The sequence below is a fragment of the Yersinia massiliensis genome (genome assembly GCF_003048255.1).
Taxonomy (GTDB): domain Bacteria; phylum Pseudomonadota; class Gammaproteobacteria; order Enterobacterales; family Enterobacteriaceae; genus Yersinia; species Yersinia massiliensis_A.
In genome coordinates this window covers 4,143,945-4,170,327 of sequence record NZ_CP028487.1, presented here as the reverse complement: position 1 = coordinate 4,170,327, position 26,383 = coordinate 4,143,945, and the positions used below count along the sequence as shown (strand labels likewise).

Sequence of the window (26,383 nt, the reverse complement as noted above, 5' to 3'; positions counted from 1 at the left end):
AATATGATATCTTTATGTGGTAATTAATTCGCTTATCGTTACTAATTTGGGTTGTTATTTTATTTGTTTCGCTTTTTTATATCTCAAAGATTTCTTTTCAGCAAGCATTTAAAATTCAAAAATGAATTGATATATTAAGCTCGCTATTCTTACTGGAGGCGAATTATTGACTTCCCCCCCTTAATTTGGGGTGGAAAGATAATAATGTGTAAAAGGAACGCGTTAGACTAAAGAGTCAATGAGTCATTGCCTTTAAATTGTTGGATATCCATTTTGTGTTGTTTTATTTTTCGCCATAATGTTGTACGGCCAATACCCAATAAGGTGGCCATTTCATTGAGTTGGCCTTGGCAAACTAATGCTGCACGAATAATGGCCTGCCTTTCTAATTCTTGCAGTGATAGTACGGGTTGGGGTTGTGGCATATCTGGCTCTAATACGAGTTTTTCCCCTAATAAGTGTTCGGGTAAATCATTAAGGTTAATGCGATTGTTATGACAGGCCATGGCCGCTCGTTCTACTACACTTTTGAATTCCTGATCATTGCCAGGCCACGGATACTGGCATAGTTGGCGGATAACACTATCGTCTAGTTGATAATGGCAGTGGAAATGTTGACCAAGGCTTACCAGCGTGTGTTGGGCCAGCAGTGGGATATCTTGTTGACGTTGGCGCAGGGGAGGGATGTGCAGCTCGAAAGCTTGCAGGGTGTAGAACAATTGACGACGAAAACGCCCTTGCTTCACGAGCAAAGGGAGATCGGCACCGGTGGCGGTAATGATTCGGACATTGACCGGTATGACGCGATTGGAGTTTATTCGCATGACCATACCGGTTTTAATAATTTGCAGCAGCGCAGATTGCATCTCGGGTGACAAATATTCGACTTGTTCCAGATACAACGTGCCGCCATTCGCGAGTTCAAACTTACTCGGTTGCCCAGATTCACCTTCACTGGCATCACAGCCCAAAAACTCTCGAGCCATCAAGTTTTGTGGCAATGCTTGGCAATTTAATACGATATAAGGTCCATCGGCTTGGTCGCCGGCATTATGAATGGCCTGGCCTAATTGTTGTTTGCCGACACCTTCTTCCCCGTGTAGCAATATCGGGTGATGGCCCTTGGCCGCTTGCTTGCCATAACGCACTAAGCGGCGCATTTCTAGTGATGCGATGGGCATGTCGTCAAACGTATAACTAGCTCGACCTAATTGGCTGGAAACCATTCTTCGCAGCAATTCTTGAGGATGCAGCAAGGCAATATAACCGCAACGATCCCCATCAGGAATGGGTTTGAGCGTTAAGAGTGCCGGAATAAAATGCTGCTGATTTTCGAAAGTTACTTCCACATGGCTAAGGGGCGTTCGGTGCAAAATAGCCTGACTCAGCAACGCGGGGAGTGTTAATAGATCGGTGACCGGTTTACCAAGGCTGCTGGTTTCATCGAGCTGCAAAATAGCGGCTGCGCGGCGGTTAAGGTAGAGCAGACAGCCACGTTGGTCCCATGCCATCACGCCATCTTCAACCCCATCAAGCAGGGCATTTAATTCATTTAGATGGCGGTTAGTTTCAGCCAGTAAAGTATCGGCATGGAGATAGTTACCTATTTCTCGGGCGATCGCCAACGTCAGTGGTAAATCACTCGCAGCATGATCAGCCAGCAAGCTACCTAAAACAATCACCGCACGTTGGCGGCCACTATTGTCATACACGGGGGTGGCGCAGAAACGCCACGGGTGCAGCGCTTGCTTAAAATGTTGCTGGCCACTGACTTGAACCGGATACCCTTCGGCGATGGCTAACGCAGGCGCATTGGTACCAATCAATCCTTCGGTCCAATAACTGCCACAATCAATGCCGAGCGCCTGAAGTTGATGGATAGTTTGCGGATGGCCACATTGCCACAGAGTACAGCCGCTTTCATCAAGAATAAGTAACACGCAATGGCGCGACTCCATGTACTCATAGGCGTCTTCCAATGCGGCTTGACCTAATACTAATAAGTCATTTTTACGCTGACATATTGACTGAAATGTCGCGCCCACAGCGCGGTGTGGCACACGCCATTGATGGGCTTGCATCAGTTTTTGGCAACGTTGCCAAGAGCCAATCAGCGCAGGTGTATCAAGTGGGTCGATGATGGTAATGCGCGTCTCTTCCTCAAGCAATGTGTTATTTAACGGGTATCGTTTATCACCGGCTATCGTTCTTCACAAAAAGACGTTCGTGCCAAGTGAATCAGTGCTCATGAAAGATAGCCCATTCTCGCTATCCTTTGTTTGATGAAAGTAGTGTATGGCACCACTAATCATAAATTTATCACTCATAGCAGGTAGCTATCCAACATTTAAAGGATATTGATTATCATTATCATGCTTGTTCCCTAAACATGAATTTCATTCAAGATCTGATTTGGCGGTAGAAGAATGAAATTTCTGAGGGAAAGAGTGGTATTGAAATGGGATTAATAGATTCACTATTATTAGAGAGCGAATTATCTGGGGTGTAAGATTAGTATGATTCTCTTAAATAAGTGTTAACTGCCAACAGATAAACCAATAATTTATTTTCTGTCCATGTTATGTCACAGCTTAATAATTACATCAAAGTGAAAGATAAAATCTCAGTATTAATCTCAGTATTAATCTCAGTGATTGGCGGTAAGAAATAACTGAGCATGAAGCTCAGTTATTTTATCAGGGTGAGGACTCAGCATTTGAGAATTCTTTGCCCGCAAATTCGACTTTGTTGCGACCATCTTTCTTAGCGCGGTAAAGTGCTTCATCCGCTGCTTTAAGTGAAGAGGCTAAATCATAGGCTTGCAGTGGGGATATTCCCGCACTTAATGTGACAGTTGTAGACACTTTATGGTTAAAAACATGTGGAATATCAAGTCCTAAAACCCGTTGTCTCACACGCTCGGCCAGTTGACTGGCATACTCTTCACTGACATGTGTCAGCAATACTAAAAATTCTTCACCGCCATAGCGCACCACGATATCCCGTGAACGTACGGCGTCACGAATCGCCGCCGCAACCCGCACTAACGCTTGATCGCCCATGGTGTGACCATAGTTATCGTTATAGGCCTTAAAATGATCGATATCGAGCAACAGCACATAGTGATTCCCCGGCGATTGTGCGAGCAGTGTTTCAAGTTTATTCTCCAACCCACGGCGATTATATAAACTGGTAAGAGGGTCTATCATGCTCAAATCACTGAATTTTTCTCTTTCATTGTAAAGATGCGCAACGAGTTTTCGCGTAAAATCATCGCTGCGGCGTGACATCAAATGATGAAGAGAAAAGCCAATCAGTGGCAGCATAATAGTGAATAGAATGCGGAAGATATTGTGAAAATCATCTAAGAAAATAACAGCCAACGTCGCTGGTGCGGTATGCAGGCAAAAGGCGATAAAATTATCGGAGAGTGCAATGGTGCTGATAAAGAAAATGGTAAATAAACTGATTAATAAGTAATTATTTTCATTAGTACCCAGATATTCATATTTTAGAATGATTTGCCAAGCCCATAACACACCAAGAACAATTGAAAAATAATTCAATTTATCAGCATATTTTTTCGAAATTAAAATCAAATAAGCGATGGTGCCCAGACTGATCGCCGTGATCATCACTATTGGTAATGTCATTGCCGGTGTTTTGGGTGACGGTAATATCATACTAAAAATAGCTGACGATGCATTCAGAAATAGAAAAAGCAGTAAAGAGAGGCGATGCTTACTTTTCAGAAGCTGATCGTAGGAGTGGCTATTCATAATCAATTCACTCTGCATAATGTCTTACTGTCGGTAGACAAATAAACAATATCCTCATGAAGCCTTATTATTTAGGCATCACGATAAATAGTTTTTCTAGGTAATTATTTTTTATTGAATCTTTTTGTGTCGATTTAGGAATAATCTTAGTCAAAATTACCATTTTTGTTTCCACCTGTCATCATGATGTTTCTTTGAAAAGCCTCCATTACGCTAGCTGAAGACAACTTCATGGTGCAGGATGCGAAAGAGTGATATATGATATTGGTTATCATTATCACTTGAGTGAGCCGTTACTATGATTACAGCCAGATTAGCCGCTTACCGTTCGTGGGGAATTCGTGGTTTTTTGAGCCGTGGCATGTCCAGTGGTTGGGGGATATTGCTGCCCTTCGTGTTATTACCGTTGCTGGCGTGGGCAGATATCACCATAGGTCAATTACGAATAGTGATAGTGCTGGCGATGCTAGCGACGGTCAGTATGTTGTATCACACTCGGTTGCGGCATTTTCTGTTACTGCCCTCTTGCTTGGCGCTCTTGGGAGGGATAGCCGCAATATTGATGCACAATGGCATACATTAAATATCCACGTGTATTCACTATCCGCGCACATTCACAACCTGCATGCGCTAACGACTAATAAGATGTTGGTTTTTGGCGATAGAGAATTCAAGAGTAGGGTGTATCTGGGGAGAGGCATTATCGAGGTTTTGAAATCATCGTGGTGCGAAGGGAGGGACTTGAACCCTCACGTCCGTAAGAACACTAACACCTGAAGCTAGCGCGTCTACCAATTCCGCCACCATCGCCCAAATGATTTCTTACTGCTTATCCGCTAACGTTAAGTCGCAAGATATTGTCGATTTATATCACCAGCTTGGTGCGAAGGGAGGGACTTGAACCCTCACGTCCGTAAGAACACTAACACCTGAAGCTAGCGCGTCTACCAATTCCGCCACCATCGCATGTGCTGTGCAATATAAATCTGTACTGCGGGTTGTCGGGAACAATCTAATTGAAACCAACATGGCTGAAGAAAAGTCTGTTTGGTGCGAAGGGAGGGACTTGAACCCTCACGTCCGTAAGAACACTAACACCTGAAGCTAGCGCGTCTACCAATTCCGCCACCATCGCGTACCGGAAACATGACTTTTTGATGCAACCACGGGGGCGAATTCTAGAGCTTTTCACGTACAGGTCAATACTTATTTCCCCGGAGCTAGACGTTTGCTGTAAAAAGCATCACATGCTGTTCAATTGATTTGATTTGTGACGTGTTTTTTATTTTGTCCCTAATGCCGCGCCGGTTAAGACGGCTCCTTTGGCGGGGGAGGATAATGGGCAAATAGCGCAATCAGCCAATCGATAAGCACTCTTACTCGAGGTGCTAGAAAGCGCCCCTGCGGGAACATAATAAACAGTGGCATTGCAGGAGGAGGGCAATGAGGTAGCACTTCAATCAACTCCCCTTTAGCTAAATGGCTCAGGATACCCGGCGTCGGCGCTTGGATCAGCCCTAAACCTGCCACGCCAGCGGCGATATACGCATCTGCGCCATTGACGCTCAAGATGCTGGGCAATACTCGCGTTTCCACTTTCCCTTGCTGGGTAAACTCCAGCGGATAATCACGCTGAGTCTGCGGTGAAAAATACCCCACTGCCTGATGACGAGTTAAATCGTCCAGTGAAGTCGGTACACCGAACTTTTCCAGATAAGCCGGCGAAGCGCAGGTTATTTGCGGCTGCTGACCGATATTGCGTGCCGCCAGTTGTTCGTCATGGGGTAACCACGCGCGCAAAACACAATCTACGCCTTCGCGCATCAAATCAATGGTGCTGTCATTGGCCCCCAACACCAGTGTGATATGGGGATAATGCTGATAAAAGTCACTCAATGCTGGAATCACAACATTGCGCGCCAGCGAATGGGGCATATCAATGCGCACTTTCCCTTCAGGCTGTAATCTCTGATGACTAAAAAGGGAATCTGCTTCCTCAAACGCCGACAGCAATTGTTGGCAGCGTTGGTAATACAGCGTGCCTTCGGCAGTGATATTGACTTGGCGGGTGGTGCGGACCAGCAGCCGCACGCCGAGACGTTGTTCTAAGCGCCTCAATGTGTTGCTGACCGTGGCGCGCGGTAATTGCAGCTTTTCCGCTGCACGGCTAAAACTGCCCAATTCAACGATACGCACAAAAATCCGCATGGCTTGTATTTGGTCCAAGATGAGCCGCCTATTGTTGGTGTTTTTGGAACAGTGCTGAGTGATCTGCATTATTTATCTTTCTCTGCGAAACAACCACACTTTCTTCCGACATCACCAATTGCAGCATCATTCAATTGCGGCAACACTAACGGGGAATATCACAATGCAACAACGTCAATTAGGTTCGAATGGCCCGGCTGTCTCTGCACTCGGCCTTGGCTGCATGGGAATGAGTGACTTTTACTCCACCAATCAGGATGTTACCGAGTCTATTGCTACCTTGCATCGGGCGCTGGAGTTGGGCGTGACGATGCTTGATACCGCTGATATGTATGGCCCGTTCACCAATGAAGAGCTTGTTGGGCGGGCAATCAAAGGCAAGCGAGATCAGGTCTTTTTAGCCACCAAGTTCGGTATTGTACGTGACCCTAACGATCCCACCGTACGGGGCGTGAGCAGTCGCCCTGACTATATTCGCCAGTCTGTTGATGGCAGCTTGAAACGTTTGGGTGTTGAGGTGATTGACCTTTATTACCAGCATCGCGGTGATCCTACGGTACCGGTTGAAGAGGTGATTGGCACATTGGCTGATTTAGTCACTGCCGGTAAAATCCGTTACATCGGTTTGAGTGAAGTGTCGGCAGCCACACTGGAGAAAGCCCATCAAGTGCACCCGATTACCGCTGTCCAGAGTGAATATTCACTGTGGACACGAGATGCTGAAGCATCGGTCTTAGCAACTTGTGAGCGTTTAGGTGTGGGCTTTGTGGCCTACAGCCCATTAGGACGCGGTTTCCTTACTGGCGCCATCCGCAGCCCAGATGATTTGGCTACTGATGATTTTCGCCGTCATAACCCACGTTTCCAGGGCGATAACTTTGCACTGAATCTGGCATTGGTCGATACCGTGACAACCATGGCGCGTGATAAGGGCGTTAAGCCGTCGCAATTAGCCTTGGCGTGGGTCTTGGCACAAGGGGAGCATATCGTGCCGATTCCGGGTACCAAACGCCGCACCTATTTGGAAGAAAATTTAGCGGCATTAGAGGTTGTGCTCAGCCCGCAAGAGTTAGCGGCGCTGAAGGCGGTCTTCCCGTTCCATGCCGCAGCCGGTGAACGCTACGGCGTGGAAGGGATGGCGCATCTTAACGCTTAAATTTAACGTTTTTTCTTTGCGTCTCGTGGCGGGCGACCCACGGTTGCTTGATACACTTTAAAGCGACCATTCTGCGCCAGCACTTCATGGCTGCCAAAAGCGGCATCCAGTAGCGCAGGATAAGGCAGGAAGGCGTTCGCCACGATACGTAATTTACCGCCCATATGCAGGTGAGCGGTGGCACCACGAATCAGCATTTCAGCTGCCGTTAAGCTGGTTTGAATACCATCATGGAACGGCGGATTCGAAATAATCATCTCGAAACGGCCTTTAATGTCAGAGTAGACATTACTGGCGATGACTTGCGCTTCGATATGATTTGCCGCCAGTGTTGCTCGGCTCGCCTCAATCGCAGCAGCAGAGACGTCACTCAGCGTCCATTTAATTTTGGGTGATTGTTGCGCCAACACAGAGGCCAACACACCTGCACCACAACCGACATCCAGCACGCTGCCTTTAAATGGCTCACTGAATGTGGACAGTAGCAAGTGACTACCTGAATCCAATGAATCACGGCTGAACACGCCCGGTAAGGTTTTCACCGTCACGTCATCGACCTGATAGCTTTCCCACCAGTCATCGGCATTAAATTCTGGCTGGGTATCTAAGCGACCATGGTACAACCCACAACGGCGCGCACTATCAATTTTGGTCAACTGCGCAAAATCTGACAGCATTTCTTCTGCGCTGCGCACACCACTGCGGTTTTCACCGACGACAAAAATATCGGTACCCACAGGTAATAAGGAAAGCAGATTGGCCAGTTGGAATTGCGCTTCCTGTTTGCTCTTGGGCCAGTAATAAACCAGCGTGTCACAGGTTGCAACGAGTTCAGGTGTCGCCAAAAGCCCGAATTGCACATTCTCTTCCAGCGTATTGCTCAGTAATTGCCAGTGGTGATATTGATTGGAGTGAACCCGTACGCCAGCGGCTTCAAACTGCGCAGGCAGCGCATCTTGCAAATCACCGGCAAACAACACGTGGCGGGCTAAAAATTCATCACTATGGCGCAGTATCACTTCACTGGCTGGGGTTAATGCTGACATCAGTCTTTGGCTCCTCAATAATATGATCGGGGATTATAGAGGTTTGTTGGCGCATGTTCGATGGGTTTGCTAGCATAGCGTCGAAATTCGGGTCGTTCTGACAGGAAATGGCATGGCATCAAGACGAGACTTGTTGTTACAACAGCTTGGCATTACGCAGTGGACATTGCGCCGCCCGGCCGTCTTGCAGGGTGAAATTGCTGTTCGTCTCCCCGAGGGGATTCGTCTGTTGGTTGTGGCGCAGACGCTCCCTGAGCAGGATGATCCATTGTTATGTGATGTGTTGCGCAGCTTAGGGCTGACTCCCCTTCAGGCTTATGCCTTGACGCCGGATCAGGTCGCCATGTTGCCAGCAGATACGCAGTGCAATAGTTGGCGATTGGGCATCAGTGAACCCCTCGCGGTCGCAGGCGCACAGTTACACAGTCCACCATTGGCTGGACTTTATCAAGACGCAAGCGCGAAACGCGCACTTTGGCAGCAGATTTGTCATCATGAAGCAGATTTCTATCCTGACGCCAGCCGATCTGGCCACAGCGTACCAAATTGAGCAAGCCAGCCATGCTTTCCCGTGGTCGGAAAAAACCTTAGCCAGCAATCAGGGTGAGCGTTACCTCAATTTTAAATTGAGTGTTGAGCAGCAAATGGTAGGCTTCGCGATTACCCAAACGGTATTGGATGAAGCCACATTATTTAATATTGCTATTGACCCACAGCATCAGCGTCGGGGCTATGGTCGTTTACTGCTTGAACATCTGATTGCGCAGTTGGAATCACGTGGAATAGTGACGCTTTGGCTCGAAGTTCGAGCTTCAAACGCGGGAGCAATTGCCCTGTACGAGAGCTTAGGCTTTAACGAGGTTTCGGTACGTCGTAACTATTACCCCAGCGCCAACGGGCGTGAAGATGCCATCATGATGGCGTTACCACTGGGGTAGCTCAGTTTTACCGATAATCTCCCCTGAAAAAATTGTCTATCGGGCATAAATCAGGGAAAATACCGCGCTATAACCTTTATACCCCCAGTAAGCAGGGTATAGCGCCCTAATCAATGCCTTGCTTTGCCTGACCGTGACACCAATTAGGATGCACGGCCCAGAGCAGGGCGGCCTAAAAGTAGAAATTTCAAACTATGTCTCCAAGTGAATACGCACTGGAAGTCGCGAAAAGACGTACCTTCGCGATCATTTCCCACCCCGATGCCGGTAAAACGACCATTACTGAAAAAGTGTTGCTGTTCGGACACGCAATCCAGACTGCCGGTACGGTAAAAGGCCGTGGTTCCAGCCATCATGCCAAATCTGACTGGATGGAAATGGAAAAGCAGCGCGGTATCTCTATCACGACTTCTGTGATGCAGTTTCCGTACGGCAATTGTCTGGTTAACCTGCTTGATACCCCAGGGCATGAAGACTTCTCCGAAGATACCTATCGCACATTGACCGCTGTCGACTGTTGTTTGATGGTGATTGATGCGGCGAAAGGGGTAGAAGACCGGACGCGTAAATTGATGGAAGTCACCCGTTTACGTGATACGCCGATTCTGACGTTCATGAACAAATTGGACCGTGATATTCGTGATCCAATGGAAGTGCTGGATGAAGTGGAACGTGAGCTGAAAATTGCCTGTTCACCTATCACTTGGCCAATCAGCTGCGGTAAATCGTTTAAAGGTGTTTACCATCTTTATAAAGATGAGACTTACCTGTATCAGACCGGTAAAGGCCACACCATTCAAGAAGTGCGCATCATTAAAGGTCTGAATAACCCCGATCTGGATGTGGCAGTCGGTGAAGACTTAGCTAAACAGTTCCGCCAAGAGCTGGAACTGGTTCAAGGCGCTTCCCATGAATTTGACCATGAAGCTTTCTTGTCGGGCGACCTGACTCCGGTGTTCTTTGGTACGGCGCTGGGTAACTTTGGTGTCGACCACATGCTGGATGGTTTAGTTGAATGGGCGCCCGCCCCGATGCCACGTAAAACGGATACCCGTGAAGTGGTCGCGGCTGAAGAGAAATTCACCGGTTTCGTGTTCAAGATTCAAGCTAACATGGATCCCAAACACCGTGACCGTGTTGCCTTTATGCGTGTTGTTTCAGGCCGCTATGAGAAAGGCATGAAATTGCGTCAGGTACGCACCAAGAAAGATGTGGTCATTTCCGATGCGCTGACCTTTATGGCCGGTGACCGCTCTCACATCGAAGAAGCCTATGCCGGTGACATTATCGGCTTGCACAACCATGGCACGATTCAAATTGGCGATACCTTCACCCAAGGTGAAGATATGAAGTTCACCGGTATTCCGAACTTTGCCCCTGAATTGTTCCGCCGTATTCGTCTGCGTGATCCATTGAAGCAAAAGCAGCTGCTAAAAGGGTTGGTTCAGTTGTCAGAAGAGGGCGCAGTGCAGGTGTTCCGTCCGTTAATCAACAACGATTTGATTGTGGGTGCGGTCGGTATTCTGCAGTTTGAAGTGGTGTCATCAAGGCTGAAAAGTGAATACAACGTGGAAGCGGTGTATGAGTCTGTTAACGTCTCAACCGCACGTTGGGTTGAATGTGACGATGTGAAGAAATTTGAAGAATTTAAGCGTAAGAATGAAGTGAACCTCGCCTTAGATGGCGGTGATAATTTGAGCTATATCGCCCCAACGATGGTCAATCTCAATATTACGCAAGAACGTTATCCAGAAGTGCGTTTCCGTAAAACACGCGAGCATTAATCACGCCGCAAGCCGCATTCCATCGGGGTACACCGTACCCCGATTCATTAATTTCCCTCACAATTCTTTCCTTAAGATAACTCTGACTTAATCATAAAAATCTTCCTTTAGGCCGATTCCGACTGTGTTTCTTCTGAGATGCTCTATCTTTATAACTACGCGCAGGATTGAATCGCATTATCTTTGGGGCGTTCAACCTGCAGTAATCGTAAAGTATTCACCAAATGGCTACCCATTTGAGGTGGCATTAGAATCTGTGAATTGGGGTACTTATCCAGTTTGGGATTCAAAACAAGAAAGGAAGAAATCGATGAAAAACACAAAATTTGCCCGTTCAGTGATGGCTGTTGTTTTAGGTTCTGCACTTATCAGCGGTAGTGTGTTAGCTGAAGACACGATGCTAAATAAAACTTCCAACGCTGTGGACAGTGCCGGTGCCAAAATCGATAGCTCCATGAAAAAAGTCGATAATTACATGGGGGATAGCGCGGCCACGGCAAAAGTGAAAAGTGCTTTGCTGGAAGAGAAATCCCTCAAAAGCACGGATATCTCAGTCGAAACTAACCATGGTGTCGTGACACTAAGTGGGTTCGTCAATTCCCAAGCAGAAGCAGAGACCGCTGTTGATATTGCCAAAAACGTCGAAGGCGTTAAATCCGTCAGCGATAAGCTGCATGTAAAGGATCAGAAATCACAATCAGTCAGTGAATATGCTGGCGATGCAGCAACGACCAGCTCCATTAAGGCCAAATTACTGGCAGATGACATTGTCCCGTCACGTAACGTCAGTGTCGAAACAACCGATGGCGTCGTGTTACTGACCGGTAATGTTGAGAATAAAGCCCAGTCCGAACGTGCTGAGAGTATTGCTAAAGCCGTTGATGGCGTAAAAAGCGTCAAAAATGATCTGAGCATCAAGCCTTAATTGTTATCCGATTGACGGGTATTTCGTGGGCTATCAATAAACCCACGGAATATTTTTTTAAAACGGTAAGGAGAAGCTTATGTTTCGCTGGGGAATTATCTTTCTGGTTATAGCGTTAATCGCTGCGGCATTAGGTTTTGGTGGGCTAGCCGGTACGGCAGCTTGGGCCGCGAAAGTCGTCTTTGTCGTCGGTATTGTCCTCTTCCTCATCAGTTTGTTTACAGGACGTAAGCGCCTTTAGTATGGCGAGAGGGTTACAGCAAAGGTGAAGAAGGGGTATCCTCGACGCCTGTTGTAGCCTAATTAAGGACGGATGGTGGGATACAGAATACCTATCACGCTCGGTAATATTGAGCCACTCGCCTATAAACCATACCAACCCGGAAAAATGGCGTTGGTCTGTGAAGGGGGCGGGCAGCGGGGAATTTTTACAGCCGGTGTGCTGGATGAGTTTCAACGTGCCCGCTTTAACCCTTTTGACCTAATGATCGGCACCTCTGCTGGCGCACAGAATCTCTCCGCTTTTATTTGTGGTCAACCCGGTTACGCTCGTCGTGTGATTACCCGTTACACCACTACTGCAGATTTCTTTAATCCGCTACGCTTTGTACGTGGCGGGCATTTAATTGATCTCGACTGGCTGGTGGATATCACTGCGCAACAATTACCTTTGGCCATGGACCACGCGGAACAGCATCTTATTAATGGCCGCGAATTCTTAATGTGTGCCTGTCGCAGCGATGATTTCGAACCGACTTATATCTCCCCAACCCGCGAAAGCTGGTTACCCGCATTAAAAGCCTCCAGTGCCATACCCGGCTTATATCGACAGGGTGTTGATTTAGATGGAATAAGTTATCTGGATGGCGGTATCAGTGATGCGATTCCGGTGGAAGAGGCTTATCGACGTGGGGCGGATACGATTGTGGTCATCCGTACTGTTCCTTCGCAGGCGTACTATACGCCGCAATGGATGAAGCGAATGGAACACCTGCTCAGTGAAAGTAGCTTGCAGCAACTGGTGCGAATTATGCAGCAGCATGAACAGAGCTATCATCGTATCCAGCAATTTATTGAAAAACCGCCGGGCGACTTGCGTGTTTTCGAGATATATCCACCTAAACCCCTTGCCAGTAATGCACTGGGCAGCCGTGTTGCGGCGTTAAATCAAGATTATCATTTAGGTCGCCGTTGTGGCCGCTACTTCTTGGCGACAGTTGGGCATTGGCTGTTGCCGCGTGATACGGAGAATTCAGCTGAATCGGCGAATGATAAAACCGCGATCCCCCTTTCTCGTCGCATGATTCAGCCACAAGACATGAATCAGCCAAAAGATCTTAACCTGCTTGATGACGTGGCCGAATGGTTGGATGGCGATGATGCATCATTTGATATTACTCAAACACCCGACATGATTAGGCCAGTTGACGCAGTTGCTGGGGCAAATCAACCACTTCCGGCTCAAATGGCCGTGACAGACAGTGGCCTAATTGTGCCAACCACCGCGTCCAGTAAAGGCAAAAAAACGCCATTGGCAGGTGAGATTATTTTGCCGTCGGATGTGGATAATACCAAAGGGGGGACAGCATAATGGCGCCGATCCCCACCGCTCTCGAGATTCCCTATTTTGTTGACACTCATTGTCACTTTGACTTTCCGCCATTCAGTGGCGAGGAAGCGACTAGCTTAGTGAGTGCCGCCCAAGCCAATGTCAGGCAACTCATTGTGCCTGCTGTGAGCGCGGCTTATTTCCCCCGTATTTTGGCGTTGGCTGAGCGTTATCCCCCGCTATTCGCCGCACTCGGTATGCACCCACTCTATATTGCAGATCATCAGGACGCTGATTTGGCGACGCTCGCCTCGCTGCTGGCGAGTCAACCTGAAAAGCTGGTAGCGGTGGGGGAAATTGGTTTGGATCTCTATATGGATGAGCCACAGTTGCCACGCCAATTGGCACTATTACAGGCTCAACTTAAGCTAGCGAAACAGCATGATCTTCCGGTAATTTTACACTCTCGTCGTTCCCATGATCAGTTGGCAGCCGCGTTGCGTAAAGTTGCCTTGCCGCGTACTGGGGTGGTGCATGGTTTTGCGGGCAGTTTGGCGCAAGCACAAGCATTCGTTCGCTTGGGTTATGCTATTGGCGTAGGGGGAACAATCACCTATGAGCGAGCGCAGAAAACGCGTCGCGTGATGGCGGCATTGCCCCTTTCTGCGTTACTGCTAGAAACCGATGCACCCGATATGCCCCTCGCCGGTTTTCAGGGACAGCCTAATCGACCCGAACGTGCAGCGCAGGTGTTTGCTGCATTGTGTGAATTGCGTTCAGAAGCGCCGCAAGAAATAGCCGCTCATTTGCTGGCGAATAGCCAGCGCTTATTTCAGTTACCTCCCGCCTAAACTCGCGTGATAACACATTGAACGATCTCGGTAAGCTGCGGGAATAGTTAGCGTGTTATTCTTTTATTGAGTTACTTTCCGTGACAGTCATCACATTTACAGTCTTACCGTTGCTTTTAGTTGTGTTTATTTGTGACAGGGATTGTTTGATGACTGGCCCATGTCGGTATAATCCGCCCATATAATTTCAATACAAATCATTAACAGGATTATCTGCATGCTTATGAGTTTGGTGGGAATGGCAGTACTGATATTAATAGCCGTACTTCTTTCAAGTAATTTTAGGGCGATTAATATCCGCACTGTGATAGGGGCATTTATTCTTCAGGTAGGAATAGGCGCGTTGGTATTATATGTACCGGTAGGGCGCAGTATCTTAGGGGGAATGTCCGAAGGGGTCGCGAATGTTATCGCTTACGGTAATGACGGGATTTCATTTATGTTTGGCGGTTTAGTTTCCGACAAAATGTTTGAAGTCTTTGGCGGGGGCGGGTTTGTCTTTGCCCTGCGTGTACTGCCAGTGATTGTCTTCTTCTCCTCATTGATCGCTGTTTTGTATTATCTCGGTGTGATGCAACTGGTGATCAAGGTGCTAGGCGGCGGCTTACAAAAGCTGCTTGGCACTTCTCGTACTGAATCTCTTTCCGCGACGGCCAATATCTTTGTCGGGCAAACGGAAGCCCCTCTGGTCGTGCGCCCTTATATTGCCACGATGACGCAATCCGAACTGTTTGCAGTGATGTGTGGCGGTTTAGCCTCCGTTGCCGGCTCTGTTTTGGCGGGTTACGCGCAAATGGGGGTGCCATTGGAGTACCTGATTGCCGCCTCCTTTATGGCCGCGCCTGGCGGGTTGCTATTTGCTAAGTTGATGGTGCCGGAAACGGAAAAGACCCATGACAAAGTTGATGCCACCACTTTAATTGCAGAAGATGACCGCCCCGCAAACGTGATTGATGCTGCGGCATCCGGCGCCGCTTCCGGTCTACAACTGGCATTGAATGTCGGCGCAATGTTGCTGGCATTTATCGCTTTGATTGCATTGCTCAATGGTATTTTGGGCGGAATTGGCGGTTGGTTTGACTATCCGCAACTCTCGCTAGAGCTGATTCTAGGCTGGGTGTTCTCTCCAATTGCTTATCTGATAGGCATTCCTTGGAGTGAAGCGATGGTGGCTGGCTCGTTTATTGGTCAGAAAATTATCGTCAACGAATTCGTGGCATTTATGAATTTCGGCCAATATCTTCAGTCAGAGGAATTAGTTAAAGCCGCTGGTTTACAGGTTATTTCTGAACACACAAAAGCGATTATCTCTTTCGCCCTTTGTGGTTTTGCCAACTTATCGTCGGTCGCCATTTTACTGGGTGGTTTAGGCAGCATGGCACCTAATCGTCGCCATGATATCGCGCGGTTCGGTTTGAAAGCCGTGGCAGCAGGTACATTGTCTAATCTGATGAGTGCCACTATTGCTGGCTTCTTCCTCGCACTCTAATTTTTCGCAGTCATTCTCATTTAGGGGTTTGTTGTTTAGACACAAGCCCCTAGCGCGGGTGCGCATTTTGCACTCAAACCCGCTATACCTTTGACGCTGCGCTGCACCGTTTTTCAGGCGTATTCCTACCCATAAGCTATTCTTGAAGCGAGTGGGCATAATACTGTCGAAACCTTATAAATGAGGTTATTTTGTGATTCTAATCACATATAATGTCGGCGCGTTACAATTTTCTGTTAATTAATGTGAGTTGTGGCGCATCTCATGTGTCGACAATGTGTTCAAATAGCATGATGTATTTTTGACTGAAAACGCGGTTTCCGCGCACATTTCAAGTCAGGTAAGTATTGCGGTGAGATGGATCTCAATTGCAACCAAGGGCTTACCCGTGGGGCTATCTTCAAGGAACCAAGTCCGCTCGCCAACGTGTTGAGCTAGAACGGTCTCATTAGCGCTATTTCTGCATGGTCTGTGTTCGCACTGACGGTCGTAATATCGCTTTCTGTAGCGCGTTTTTAATCACCAGAGAAACAGACATCGTTTCTTGGCTCGCTCATAAATAAATGCTCAGTGACGGCAAGGTGCCGAGGCTGAAATAGTGTTGGAGAGTTTTATGACCGATTTAACCGCCTGCGCGAATCTCAATGATTATGCCAAACGCGCGCTGAGTTTGATGGATTTAACCACTCTGAATGATGATGACACCGATGATAAAGTGATCGCGTTGTGTCATCAGGCAAAAAGTCCTGCCGGTAATACTGCGGCAATCTGTATTTATCCTCGCTTTATTCCTATTGCGCGTAAAACATTGCGTGAACAAGGTACGCCTGACATTCGTATCGCGACGGTAACCAACTTCCCTCATGGTCATGACGATATCGCCATTGCGCTGGCCGAAACCCGTGCTGCTATCGCGTATGGTGCTGATGAAGTGGATGTGGTTTTCCCTTATCGCGCCTTAATGGCGGGGAACGATAAGATCGGTTTCGAATTAGTAAAACAGTGCAAAGAAGCCTGTGCTGCCGCGAATGTTTTATTGAAAGTTATCATTGAAACGGGTGAGTTAAAGCAAGAGCATTTAATTCGCCAAGCCTCTGAAATTGCGATCAAAGCGGGTGCTGATTTTATCAAAACCTCCACCGGTAAAGTCCCGGTGAATGCCACACTGGAAAGTGCCGACATCATGATACGCGTCATTCGCGATTTAGGTGTGGGCAAAACCGTGGGATTCAAACCAGCAGGTGGGGTACGTACTGCTGAAGATGCCGCTCAATTCCTCCAATTGGCTGATCAATTGATGGGAGAAGGCTGGGCCGATGCTCGCCACTTCCGCTTTGGTGCATCCAGTTTGCTCGCCAGCTTGCTCACCACGTTGGGTCATCAGAGCGACAACAAAAGCAGCGGCTACTAACTGCCGCGCAGATTTGTATTTAGCGGTTAATCGAACGCCGTCGATGCACTGCGGGCTAATTTGCGCGCAGTGCGGCTTTTATTCTATAAACAGGGGGATGCCTTGTTTCTCGCACAAGAAATTATTCGTAAAAAACGCGATGGTCAGCCACTGAGCGAAGAAGAAATTCGCTTTTTCATCAATGGGATCCGCGATAACGTGGTTTCCGAAGGGCAGATTGCAGCTTTGGCAATGACCATTTATTTCCATGATATGAGCATGCCTGAGCGTGTGGCGCTCACTATGGCAATGCGTGATTCTGGCACTGTGCTGGACTGGAAGAGCCTGAATCTCAATGGCCCAATTGTGGATAAACACTCCACCGGTGGTGTCGGCGATGTGACATCATTGATGCTCGGCCCGATGGTGGCCGCGTGTGGCGGCTATGTGCCGATGATTTCCGGCCGTGGCTTAGGGCATACTGGCGGGACGTTGGATAAACTGGAAGCCATTCCCGGTTTTGATATTTTCCCCGATGATAGTGCTTTTCGTAAAATCATTCAGGATGTTGGTGTGGCGATTATTGGCCAAACCAGCTCGTTGGCACCGGCGGATAAACGCTTCTATGCCACCCGTGATATCACCGCAACGGTTGACTCTATCCCATTGATTACCGCTTCTATTCTCGCCAAGAAACTGGCGGAAGGTTTAGATGCGCTGGTGATGGATGTCAAAGTCGGTTCGGGCGCTTTTATGCCAACTTATCAGTTATCTGCTGATTTGGCGCAGGCGATAGTCGGTGTCGCGAACGGCGCTGGCTGCAAAACCACTGCGCTATTAACCGACATGAATCAGGTATTGGCTTCCAGCGCCGGTAATGGCGTTGAAGTGCGCGAAGCCGTGCGATTCCTCACCGGCGAATATCGTAACCCGCGCTTGTTGGAAGTCACTATGGCACTCTGTGTTGAAATGCTGCTATCCGGTGGCTTGGCACAAGATGAAGCGGATGCTCGAGCCAAGTTGCAAGCCGTACTGGATAACGGGAAGGCGGCAGAGGTCTTTGGTCGCATGGTCGCGGCGCAAAAAGGCCCGAGTGATTTCGTCGAACGCTACGACAGCTACTTACCGGTTGCCATGTTGAGTAAGCCGGTCTTCGCTGAACGGTCTGGCATTATCACTGCGATGGATACACGCGCATTAGGCATGTCCGTGGTTGCCCTTGGCGGTGGTCGCCGTCGTGCAACCGATCCGATTGATTACAGTGTTGGTTTAACCGATATGATCCGTTTGGGCACCCATGTTGACGGTCAACTTCCCTTAGCCGTGATTCATGCCAATAACGAAGACGATTGGCAGCAGGCAGCAGATGCTGTGCGCAAGGCCATCACGTTGGGTGACAAAGCGCCGGAAGAAACACCCGTTATCTATCGCCGTATCACGGAATAAACGCCCCATTTTGACTCACCCGCCAAGCGGGTGAATCGCTGTAGGAGAGAAGCATGAAACGTACATTTATTATGGTATTAGACTCATTTGGTATTGGTGCGAGCGCTGATGCTAAAAAGTTTGGTGACGAAGGAGCGGATACACTGGGCCACATCGCCGAGGCTTGCGCCCGTGGTGAAGCCAATGTTGGCCGCAGTGGCCCACTGACCTTGCCGAACCTGAGCCGTTTAGGATTGGGAAAAGCTGCTGAAGAGTCGACCGGAAAATTCCCTGTCGGGTTAGATAAAAACGCTGACATCATTGGTGCTTATGGCTACGCCAGCGAGTTATCCTCGGGTAAAGACACGCCATCAGGCCACTGGGAAATTGCCGGTGTACCCGTACTGTTCGATTGGGGCTACTTCAGTGATGTAGAAAACAGCTTCCCACCGGAATTACTGGATAAACTGGTCAAACGCGCCAACTTACCCGGCTATCTGGGGAACTGCCATTCAAGTGGCACCGTTATCCTCGATCAACTGGGTGAAGAACACATGAAAACCGGAAAACCGATTTTCTACACTTCTGCTGACTCGGTGTTCCAGATTGCTTGCCATGAAGAAACATTTGGCCTTGATCGCCTGTACGAACTATGCGAAATCGCACGCGAAGAACTGACCGAAGGTGGCTACAATATTGGCCGCGTGATTGCGCGTCCGTTTATTGGCGATAAGCCGGGCCACTTCCAACGCACCGGTAACCGCCATGATCTGGCTGTTGAGCCGCCTGCACCGACCATGCTGAAAAAGCTGGTGGACGAGAAAAGTGGCGAAGTGGTTTCTATCGGTAAAATCGCTGATATTTACGCCCATGTTGGCATCACACATAAAGTGAAGGCCACTGGTCTCGATGCACTGTTTGATGCGACCATTGAAGAGATGAAAAAAGCGGGTGATAACACCATCGTGTTCACCAACTTTGTTGATTTTGACTCATCTTATGGTCACCGTCGTGATGTGGCAGGTTATGCCGCCGCGTTGGAACTGTTTGACCGCCGCTTGCCAGAACTGATGGCACTGGTGAAAGAAGATGACATTCTTATCCTGACCGCTGACCATGGTTGTGACCCTACTTGGCCGGGCACCGATCATACTCGTGAGCACATTCCGGTCTTGGTCTATGGCCCGAAAGTAAAACCGGGATCATTGGGGCACCGTGAAACCTTTGCCGATATTGGGCAGACAGTGGCGAGTTACTTTGATTTGTCGCCAATGGATTACGGTAAGAACATGCTCTAAGCAGGACGTTAAGCCGAGCGCGCAATGCTGAAATGAGGCCGTGCTCGGCTTCTGATGGACTGTATTTTTCACTGAGAGTTTTTGGCTGAATTGCCTTGTCGGAATAACAGGGGAGTTCGGTGATAATAATTTTATTTATCTGATTTTTAAGGAAAGAAATTATGGCAACGCCACATATTAATGCTGAAATGGGTGATTTCGCTGACGTTGTATTGATGCCAGGGGATCCGCTGCGTGCGAAGTTTATCGCAGAAACCTTCCTACAGGATGTGAAGCAAGTCAACGACGTGCGCGGCATGTTAGGTTTTACCGGTACCTATAAAGGCCGCAAAATTTCAGTGATGGGCCATGGTATGGGTATCCCATCTTGCTCCATTTACGCGAAAGAGTTGATCACCGATTTCGGCGTGAAGAAAATTATCCGTGTCGGTTCCTGTGGTGCGGTACGTGCTGACGTTAAACTGCGTGACGTGGTTATCGGCATGGGCGCGTGCACCGACTCTAAAGTTAACCGTATGCGTTTTAAAGATCATGATTATGCGGCGATTGCTGATTTCGAAATGACCCGCAATGCTGTTGATGCCGCCAAAGCGAAAGGTATCGATGTGCGTGTCGGTAATATCTTCTCTGCGGATCTGTTCTATACGCCAGACCCACAGATGTTTGATGTTATGGAGAAATACGGCATTCTCGGTGTGGAAATGGAAGCCGCAGGTATCTATGGTGTGGCGGCTGAATTCGGTGCAAAAGCCCTGACTATCTGTACCGTTTCTGACCATATTCGTACCGGCGAGCAAACCACTGCCGCTGAGCGTCAAACCACCTTCAATGACATGATTGAGATTGCATTAGAGTCAGTGTTGTTAGGTGACAGAGTCTAATATTCATTCCTCGCTTACTATTCAGCAGCAGTCTAATCTGCTGCTGAATCTATTCATAAAAATCGTTTTAAAAGTTAAATGTTTTTATTTATCATAATGTTAGAATGGTATGATCTCTGTTTTTTCTATTCACCTTTCTATTCATTGTCTCTTAGTCCGCGCGGCTTACAACTTGTTAGTCTCTTCATTTACTGCACAATTATGATTGCCAAATCTCTATGTAGAGACCTAAAATAGGAGCTGAAATATGGTCTTTTTTGAGGTCTTAAATATGGCTACTACCATTCTTGCCGATCGCTCTGCGTCTATTAGCGAACTAAAAAGAAATCCAACAGCCACAATGCAATCTGCTGGCGGCCGTCCTGTTGCGATACTAAATCACAGTAAGCCCGCATTTTACTGCGTACCTGCTGAGTTATATGCAGCAATGCTTGATCTTATTGAAGATCGAGAACTAGCACTCCTTGTTAAGAACCGTCTCAATGAGGAAGAAGTCGAGGTTAAGTGGGAGGATCTGTAATTGTCAGGGAATGATTTCAAGCCGCAGCTAAAATTTAAGAAAAGCGCCAAAAAAGAGTGGGATGCTCTTGACGCTAAAGTCAGAGATAGTTTTAAGAAAAAGTTGAAAAAACGAGCTCAGTCTCTTGAGGCGCTTAAACCACAGAAACATAAGTTATCTGGGATTGAGCGGTGCTACAAAATCAAGTTACGCAGTGATGGCTATCGATTAATCTATCAGGTTACCGAAACCCCAAACGGTGAATTCAGTATTGTTATCACTGTTATTACTGTCGATCGACGCGAAGATGTTTATGACACACTGAAAATTAAAATAAATAAAGCTGATGCAGATATTTTAAGCTCATTACGTATTATTGAGTCGCGAAGCGATGACGATGAATAGCCATTATCTTGTCACATCAGCACGCACTATTTTTCGTCAGGTTTTGGCTCTGACTTTGGCGCATCATCTTCACCATCGTCTTCTTTTACTGGCGTATTCGCAGTCAGCAGATAAGGTGATTGCTGCCAGCGGCTGCGGCGGCCTTGCAGTAAGGTTCGGGCCAGAATGATCCCCACAGCGAGCGCGACCAGTATCATCAGGCGCAGCAAGTTGGTGGTATTGTCCACTTGCTTGGATTCTGTCGCCAAAACATGGGTATCTAGCGTCATTCGCAAAAATCCACTTGGCCCGCTCTTGCCGGGAATCAGCTCGACAATTTGATGATTGAAATAACTGCCGGGGCGTTTACCATCTAAAGCCAGCCGATCACGGACTTTGACGTTTTCACCGGCAGCGGCCACGAGCGTACCGTCAATCTGATAAACACTGGCGTCCAAGATGCGGCTAGACTGCGTCAACTGCTGAAGTACCGCATCGACTTTTTGGCTATCGATATCATCATCACCGCTGTCCATAATGGGCGATAGGCTGAAAGTGACTTGTTTTGCCAACGTTTTGGCCAGTTCTTCAACTTGTTCCGAACGCGCTAGCTGGTGACTGAGGCTGAAATAGGATGCACCTTGCATAAGCAAAACTAACAATGCCAGACAAATCAGGACAATAGCGGTGCGATGCAGTCGAAATTTTAATTTAGCCTTGGCCATGCAGGTTCCTTGCCGAATTCGGTGACTTTATGTTGCCAGAAGCCAGCGCGATAGGATAGCTTGATGCGTTGTTTTACCCTTCATCTTTCACGATACTATGGGATTGAACGCCCGCCGGCGATAGGTGGGCGGTGTTGGCGCAATTGCTGCCTGACACAAACGCGAAAGCGACAGGGTTTATCTTGCTGAGTCTGGTTTTCTACAGGAGTTTTTCATGTCTAATAGTCTGACCTATTGTGATCTTCCTTCGGAGATCTACCAATGGCCGGGTCTGCCACTTTCACTCAGTGGTGATGAAGTCATGCCGCTGGATTATCGTGCTGGTCACACGGGTTGGCTGTTGTACGGTAGGAAGCTAGATAAAAAGCGTATTACCCATTTTCAACGCCAATTAGGTGCGGCAATGGTGATTGTTTCTGCTTGGTGTGTGGATGATTATCAGGTGATCCGCCTTGCAGGTAGCCTAACACCTCGCATTAAAACGCTGGCGGATGAAAGTGGCCTTGATGTTGCGCCATTGGGTGCCATCCCCCATTTACGTACCCCTGGCTTACTCGTCATGGATATGGATTCAACCGCCATCCAAATCGAATGTATCGATGAAATCGCCAAACTGGCAGGGGTGGGAGAAGAAGTTGCTGCTGTCACTGAACGTGCCATGCAAGGTGAGCTGGATTTCGCCGCTAGTCTGCGCCAGCGAGTCGCGACCCTCAAAGGGGCCGATGCCAATATTCTCAAACAAGTCCGCGACGAGCTGCCTTTAATGCCGGGCCTGACCAGCCTAGTGCGCAAGCTCCAAGCGCTGGATTGGCATGTGGCAATCGCCTCCGGTGGCTTTACCTATTATGCCGAATACCTACGTGACAAATTACGGTTGGTAGAAGTTGCGGCTAATGAGCTTGAGATCAAAGATGGCAAGCTGACAGGCAAAGTACTCGGGCCAATCGTTGATGCGCAATATAAAGCCGACACCCTGCTGAAACTGGCCGAAAAATTGAATATCCCCGTGGCGCAGACCGTCGCAATAGGCGACGGCGCAAATGACCTAAAAATGATGCAAGCCGCAGGGCTAGGTCTGGCATTTCATGCCAAGCCCAAAGTTTACGCTAAAGCGAAAGTGGCGATCAGGCATGGTGACCTAATGAGTGTGCTTTGTATTTTGACAGGGAGTCTTAAGCACGAGGAGCGCTAATCCCTGCGCCCTTGGCGCGACAGCGTTGTTAGCGGCGCTCACTTGCCCGAATCACTGACGAGAGTCAGCTCATCGGGACGCGTTTGCGGGACGTTTTTTATTTGATTGAGGTGAATCGTGGCTAAAGCGCCAAAACGGGCATTTGTCTGTAATGAATGCGGGGCGGATTATCCGCGCTGGCAAGGGCAGTGCAGCGCATGTAATGCTTGGAACACCATTACCGAAATTCGGTTGGCGGCGGCCTCGTCGTCATCCCGTACTGAACGTTTTACCGGCTATGCGGGCGACACAGGGGTCAGTCGAGTCCAAAAACTCTCGGACATTAGCCTCGAAGAAGTGCCGCGCTTCTCAACGGGCTTCCTCGAGTTTGATCGGGTACTGGGCGGTGGTGTCGTGCCGGGCAGCGCCATTCTGATTGGGGGCAATCCGGGCGCGGGGAAAAGTACCCTGCTGCTACAAACCCTCTGCAAACTGTCCGAAAACATGAAAACCCTGTATGTCACCGGCGAAGAGTCGCTGCAACAGGTGGCTATGCGCGCCCATCGCTTGGGGCTACCCACTGCTGGCCTGAATATGCTGTCGGAAACCAGCATCGAACAGATCTGCCTGATTGCTGAGCAAGAACAACCGCGGCTGATGGTGATCGACTCCATTCAGGTCATGCACATGGCCGATATCCAATCATCACCGGGCAGTGTGGCGCAAGTGCGCGAAACCGCGGCTTACCTGACGCGTTTTGCTAAAACACGAGGCGTCGCCATTGTGATGGTCGGCCATGTCACCAAAGATGGCTCGCTGGCGGGGCCAAAAGTATTAGAGCATTGCATCGATTGCTCGGTGATGCTCGATGGTGACGGTGACTCACGATTCCGCACCTTGCGCAGCCATAAAAACCGTTTCGGGGCCGTCAATGAGTTAGGTGTCTTTGCCATGACCGAACAAGGTCTGCGCGAAGTCAGCAATCCATCAGCGATTTTCCTCAGCCGTGGCGATGAAGTCACCGCCGGAAGCTCAGTGATGGTGGTATGGGAAGGCACTCGCCCGCTCTTGGTTGAGATACAAGCGCTGGTGGATCACTCCATGATGTCTAACCCGCGCCGTGTGGCGGTGGGGCTGGAACAAAACCGGTTAGCCATTTTACTGGCGGTTTTGCATCGCCATGGTGGTTTGCAGATGTCGGATCAAGATGTCTTCGTCAATGTGGTCGGCGGTGTGAAAGTGACTGAAACCAGTGCGGATCTGGCCTTGTTGATGTCGCTGGTTTCCAGCCTGCGTGATCGCCCACTGCCACAAGATCTCGTGGTGTTCGGTGAGGTGGGGTTAGCCGGTGAAATCAGGCCGGTGCCCAGTGGTCAGGAACGTATTTCTGAAGCGGCCAAACATGGATTTAAACGCGCCATCGTCCCCCATGCCAATATGCCCAAAAAACCGCTGCCCAATATGCAGGTTTTCGGCGTGAAAAAGCTGGCCGATGCGCTCGCCGTTTTAGAAGATCTGTAACGGCATATTTAGTCGTGTCAATCTCGCAGCATACTGTGTTATTTTTGTTTAGCGCACTAAACAAGGAGGCGGCATGCTGCAGTTTGACTATCTCAAAACCGCAATTAAGCAAAAGGGTTGTACCTTACAGCAGGTCGCTGAAGCCAGCGGCATGACGAAAGGCTATTTAAGCCAGTTGCTCAACGACAAAATTAAAAGCCCCAGTGCGCAAAAGCTTGAAGCTCTGCACCGTTTTCTTGAGCTGGAATTTCCACGCCGCGAGAAAAAAGTCGGCGTAGTGTTTGGTAAATTTTACCCGCTCCACACCGGCCATATCTTTTTAATCCAACGTGCCTGTAGTCAGGTTGACGAGCTGCATGTCATTTTGTGCCACGATGAGCCACGAGATCGCGAGCTATTCGAAAACAGTTCGATGTCACAGCAGCCGACCGTCAGCGACCGCCTACGCTGGTTACTGCAAACCTTTAAGTATCAGAAAAATATCCACATTCATTCCTTTGATGAACATGGGATTGAGCCTTATCCGCACGGTTGGGATGTGTGGAGCCGTGGCGTTAAGAAATTTATGGCGGAAAAGGGCATCATCCCCAGTTTTATTTACTCCAGTGAAAGTCAGGATGCGCCGCGTTACCGTGAGCAGCTCGGCATCGAAACGATTCTGATCGACCCACAGCGCTCATTTATGAATATCAGTGGCCGCCAAATCCGCCGCGACCCTTTCCGCTACTGGGATTATATTCCAACAGAAGTGAAGCCCTTTTTTGTCCGGACGGTGGCGATACTCGGGGGGGAATCCAGCGGTAAATCAACGCTGGTCAATAAGTTAGCCAATATCTTCAATACCACCAGTGCGTGGGAATATGGCCGCGATTATGTTTTCTCTCATCTGGGTGGCGATGAGATGGCACTTCAATATTCAGATTATGACAAGATCGCGCTCGGACAAGCGCAGTACGTAGATTTTGCGGTGAAGTACGCCAATAAAGTGGCGTTTATCGATACCGATTTTGTGACCACGCAGGCGTTCTGCAAAAAATATGAGGGGCGCGAACACCCCTTCGTACAAGCGTTAATTGATGAATATCGCTTTGATCTGGTGATTTTGCTGGAAAACAACACGCCGTGGGTGGCCGATGGTTTACGCAGTCTTGGCAGTGATCGTGACCGTAAATCATTCCAGAACTTATTGGAGCAGATGTTACGCAGCAATAATATTGAATACGTGCATGTTGAGTCAGCCGATTATGACGAACGTTTCTTACGCTGTGTAGAGCTGGTGCAGCAGCTTTTGGCCGCCGACCTGCAACGCCTTGCCCGCCCTTCAGTATTAGTTGAAGCGCGGGAAGAGTCGCGATAGTCAGCAA

Annotated in this window: 24 protein-coding genes and 3 tRNA genes; 19 read left to right on the top strand and 8 right to left on the bottom strand. The window is 48.6% G+C overall.

Features of this window, described 5'->3' with window-relative positions:
* Positions 1 to 227: 227 nt before the first annotated feature.
* Together dhaR and DA391_RS19305 are read right to left on the bottom strand one after the other, a co-directional pair.
* Positions 228 to 2,081, bottom strand: coding sequence for a dihydroxyacetone kinase operon transcriptional regulator DhaR (gene dhaR, locus DA391_RS19310; protein ID WP_413470603.1), 1,854 nt, complete (start codon positions 2,079 to 2,081; stop codon positions 228 to 230).
* Between the two features lie 615 nt (positions 2,082 to 2,696).
* Complete coding sequence (locus DA391_RS19305; RefSeq protein WP_050080799.1) at positions 2,697 to 3,797, bottom strand: GGDEF domain-containing protein; 1,101 nt, start codon at positions 3,795 to 3,797, stop codon at positions 2,697 to 2,699.
* A gap of 280 nt (positions 3,798 to 4,077) precedes the next feature.
* Here DA391_RS19305 and DA391_RS19300 point away from each other — a divergent pair, with 280 nt between their 5' ends.
* Positions 4,078 to 4,362, top strand: coding sequence for a DUF1435 family protein (locus tag DA391_RS19300; protein WP_050080798.1), 285 nt, complete (start codon positions 4,078 to 4,080; stop codon positions 4,360 to 4,362).
* 140 nt (positions 4,363 to 4,502) lie between these two features.
* Here the strand turns inward: DA391_RS19300 and DA391_RS19295 are convergent.
* The 4 genes from DA391_RS19295 to DA391_RS19280 all read right to left on the bottom strand — a co-directional run bounded on the left by DA391_RS19295 (position 4,503) and on the right by DA391_RS19280 (position 6,005).
* A tRNA-Leu gene (locus DA391_RS19295) sits at positions 4,503 to 4,589 on the bottom strand.
* Between the two features lie 69 nt (positions 4,590 to 4,658).
* Positions 4,659 to 4,745 (bottom strand) — tRNA-Leu (locus DA391_RS19290).
* An 82-nt stretch (positions 4,746 to 4,827) separates the two neighbouring features.
* A tRNA-Leu gene (locus DA391_RS19285) sits at positions 4,828 to 4,914 on the bottom strand.
* 173 nt (positions 4,915 to 5,087) lie between these two features.
* Complete coding sequence (locus tag DA391_RS19280) at positions 5,088 to 6,005, bottom strand: LysR family transcriptional regulator (RefSeq protein ID WP_050081012.1); 918 nt, start codon at positions 6,003 to 6,005, stop codon at positions 5,088 to 5,090.
* A 145-nt stretch (positions 6,006 to 6,150) separates the two neighbouring features.
* On the opposite strand from DA391_RS19280, the gene DA391_RS19275 reads away from it, so the two are divergent.
* The gene (locus DA391_RS19275; protein WP_050080797.1) at positions 6,151 to 7,143 is read left to right on the top strand and encodes an aldo/keto reductase; all 993 of its coding nucleotides are present in this window, start codon (positions 6,151 to 6,153) and stop codon (positions 7,141 to 7,143) included.
* 2 nt (positions 7,144 to 7,145) lie between these two features.
* Here the strand turns inward: DA391_RS19275 and rsmC are convergent, their stop codons facing one another.
* Positions 7,146 to 8,189 carry a 16S rRNA (guanine(1207)-N(2))-methyltransferase RsmC gene (gene rsmC / locus DA391_RS19270; RefSeq protein WP_050080796.1) on the bottom strand — a complete coding sequence of 348 codons (1,044 nt, stop codon included), beginning with the start codon at positions 8,187 to 8,189 and terminating at the stop codon, positions 7,146 to 7,148.
* A 112-nt stretch (positions 8,190 to 8,301) separates the two neighbouring features.
* Here rsmC and DA391_RS19265 point away from each other — a divergent pair, with 112 nt between their 5' ends.
* From DA391_RS19265 to DA391_RS19200, 14 genes are all read left to right on the top strand, one after another.
* Positions 8,302 to 8,739, top strand: a complete 438-nt coding sequence (locus DA391_RS19265; RefSeq protein ID WP_050080795.1) for a DNA polymerase III subunit psi — start codon at positions 8,302 to 8,304, stop codon at positions 8,737 to 8,739.
* The gene (gene rimI / locus DA391_RS19260; RefSeq protein WP_050080794.1) at positions 8,684 to 9,127 is read left to right on the top strand and encodes a ribosomal protein S18-alanine N-acetyltransferase; all 444 of its coding nucleotides are present in this window, start codon (positions 8,684 to 8,686) and stop codon (positions 9,125 to 9,127) included. The genes DA391_RS19265 and rimI overlap by 56 nt, the downstream gene beginning before the upstream one ends.
* A gap of 194 nt (positions 9,128 to 9,321) precedes the next feature.
* Positions 9,322 to 10,911, top strand: a complete 1,590-nt coding sequence (gene prfC, locus DA391_RS19255; protein WP_019211183.1) for a peptide chain release factor 3 — start codon at positions 9,322 to 9,324, stop codon at positions 10,909 to 10,911.
* A gap of 310 nt (positions 10,912 to 11,221) precedes the next feature.
* Positions 11,222 to 11,836 (top strand): molecular chaperone OsmY, encoded by a 615-nt coding sequence (gene osmY / locus DA391_RS19250; RefSeq protein WP_050080793.1) that lies wholly within the window; start codon positions 11,222 to 11,224, stop codon positions 11,834 to 11,836.
* A 79-nt stretch (positions 11,837 to 11,915) separates the two neighbouring features.
* Entirely contained in the window at positions 11,916 to 12,077 is a 162-nt protein-coding gene (locus DA391_RS19245) for a DUF1328 domain-containing protein (protein WP_004701908.1), read from the top strand.
* A gap of 72 nt (positions 12,078 to 12,149) precedes the next feature.
* Positions 12,150 to 13,427: a patatin-like phospholipase family protein gene (locus DA391_RS19240; RefSeq protein WP_108088077.1), complete on the top strand. Its 1,278-nt coding sequence runs from the start codon at positions 12,150 to 12,152 to the stop codon at positions 13,425 to 13,427.
* Positions 13,427 to 14,236: a TatD family hydrolase gene (locus DA391_RS19235; protein ID WP_167398185.1), complete on the top strand. Its 810-nt coding sequence runs from the start codon at positions 13,427 to 13,429 to the stop codon at positions 14,234 to 14,236. The genes DA391_RS19240 and DA391_RS19235 overlap by 1 nt, the downstream gene beginning before the upstream one ends.
* A gap of 217 nt (positions 14,237 to 14,453) precedes the next feature.
* Positions 14,454 to 15,725 (top strand): NupC/NupG family nucleoside CNT transporter, encoded by a 1,272-nt coding sequence (locus DA391_RS19230; protein WP_072084658.1) that lies wholly within the window; start codon positions 14,454 to 14,456, stop codon positions 15,723 to 15,725.
* Positions 15,726 to 16,338: 613 nt separating this feature from the next.
* The gene (deoC, locus tag DA391_RS19225; protein ID WP_050080789.1) at positions 16,339 to 17,136 is read left to right on the top strand and encodes a deoxyribose-phosphate aldolase; all 798 of its coding nucleotides are present in this window, start codon (positions 16,339 to 16,341) and stop codon (positions 17,134 to 17,136) included.
* A 102-nt stretch (positions 17,137 to 17,238) separates the two neighbouring features.
* Positions 17,239 to 18,561 (top strand): thymidine phosphorylase, encoded by a 1,323-nt coding sequence (gene deoA / locus DA391_RS19220; RefSeq protein ID WP_050285817.1) that lies wholly within the window; start codon positions 17,239 to 17,241, stop codon positions 18,559 to 18,561.
* Between the two features lie 53 nt (positions 18,562 to 18,614).
* A complete protein-coding gene (gene deoB / locus DA391_RS19215; protein ID WP_019211176.1) occupies positions 18,615 to 19,838 on the top strand; it encodes a phosphopentomutase in 1,224 nt (407 codons plus the stop codon).
* 161 nt (positions 19,839 to 19,999) lie between these two features.
* Positions 20,000 to 20,719 carry a purine-nucleoside phosphorylase gene (deoD, locus tag DA391_RS19210; protein WP_050080787.1) on the top strand — a complete coding sequence of 240 codons (720 nt, stop codon included), beginning with the start codon at positions 20,000 to 20,002 and terminating at the stop codon, positions 20,717 to 20,719.
* Between the two features lie 271 nt (positions 20,720 to 20,990).
* Positions 20,991 to 21,239 (top strand): type II toxin-antitoxin system Phd/YefM family antitoxin, encoded by a 249-nt coding sequence (locus DA391_RS19205; RefSeq protein WP_042806703.1) that lies wholly within the window; start codon positions 20,991 to 20,993, stop codon positions 21,237 to 21,239.
* The gene (locus DA391_RS19200; RefSeq protein ID WP_050285819.1) at positions 21,240 to 21,623 is read left to right on the top strand and encodes a type II toxin-antitoxin system RelE family toxin; all 384 of its coding nucleotides are present in this window, start codon (positions 21,240 to 21,242) and stop codon (positions 21,621 to 21,623) included.
* Between the two features lie 26 nt (positions 21,624 to 21,649).
* Here the strand turns inward: DA391_RS19200 and DA391_RS19195 are convergent, their stop codons facing one another.
* A complete protein-coding gene (locus DA391_RS19195) occupies positions 21,650 to 22,327 on the bottom strand; it encodes a YtjB family periplasmic protein (RefSeq protein WP_050080785.1) in 678 nt (225 codons plus the stop codon).
* A 214-nt stretch (positions 22,328 to 22,541) separates the two neighbouring features.
* Between DA391_RS19195 and serB the strand changes: the two genes are divergently transcribed.
* The 3 genes from serB (at position 22,542) to nadR (ending at position 26,376) form a co-directional block, all read left to right on the top strand.
* Positions 22,542 to 23,519, top strand: a complete 978-nt coding sequence (gene serB, locus DA391_RS19190) for a phosphoserine phosphatase (protein WP_019211171.1) — start codon at positions 22,542 to 22,544, stop codon at positions 23,517 to 23,519.
* 117 nt (positions 23,520 to 23,636) lie between these two features.
* The gene (radA, locus tag DA391_RS19185) at positions 23,637 to 25,019 is read left to right on the top strand and encodes a DNA repair protein RadA (protein ID WP_050080142.1); all 1,383 of its coding nucleotides are present in this window, start codon (positions 23,637 to 23,639) and stop codon (positions 25,017 to 25,019) included.
* A 73-nt stretch (positions 25,020 to 25,092) separates the two neighbouring features.
* Positions 25,093 to 26,376, top strand: coding sequence for a multifunctional transcriptional regulator/nicotinamide-nucleotide adenylyltransferase/ribosylnicotinamide kinase NadR (nadR, locus tag DA391_RS19180; protein ID WP_050285820.1), 1,284 nt, complete (start codon positions 25,093 to 25,095; stop codon positions 26,374 to 26,376).
* The last annotated feature ends 7 nt before the right edge of the window (positions 26,377 to 26,383 follow it).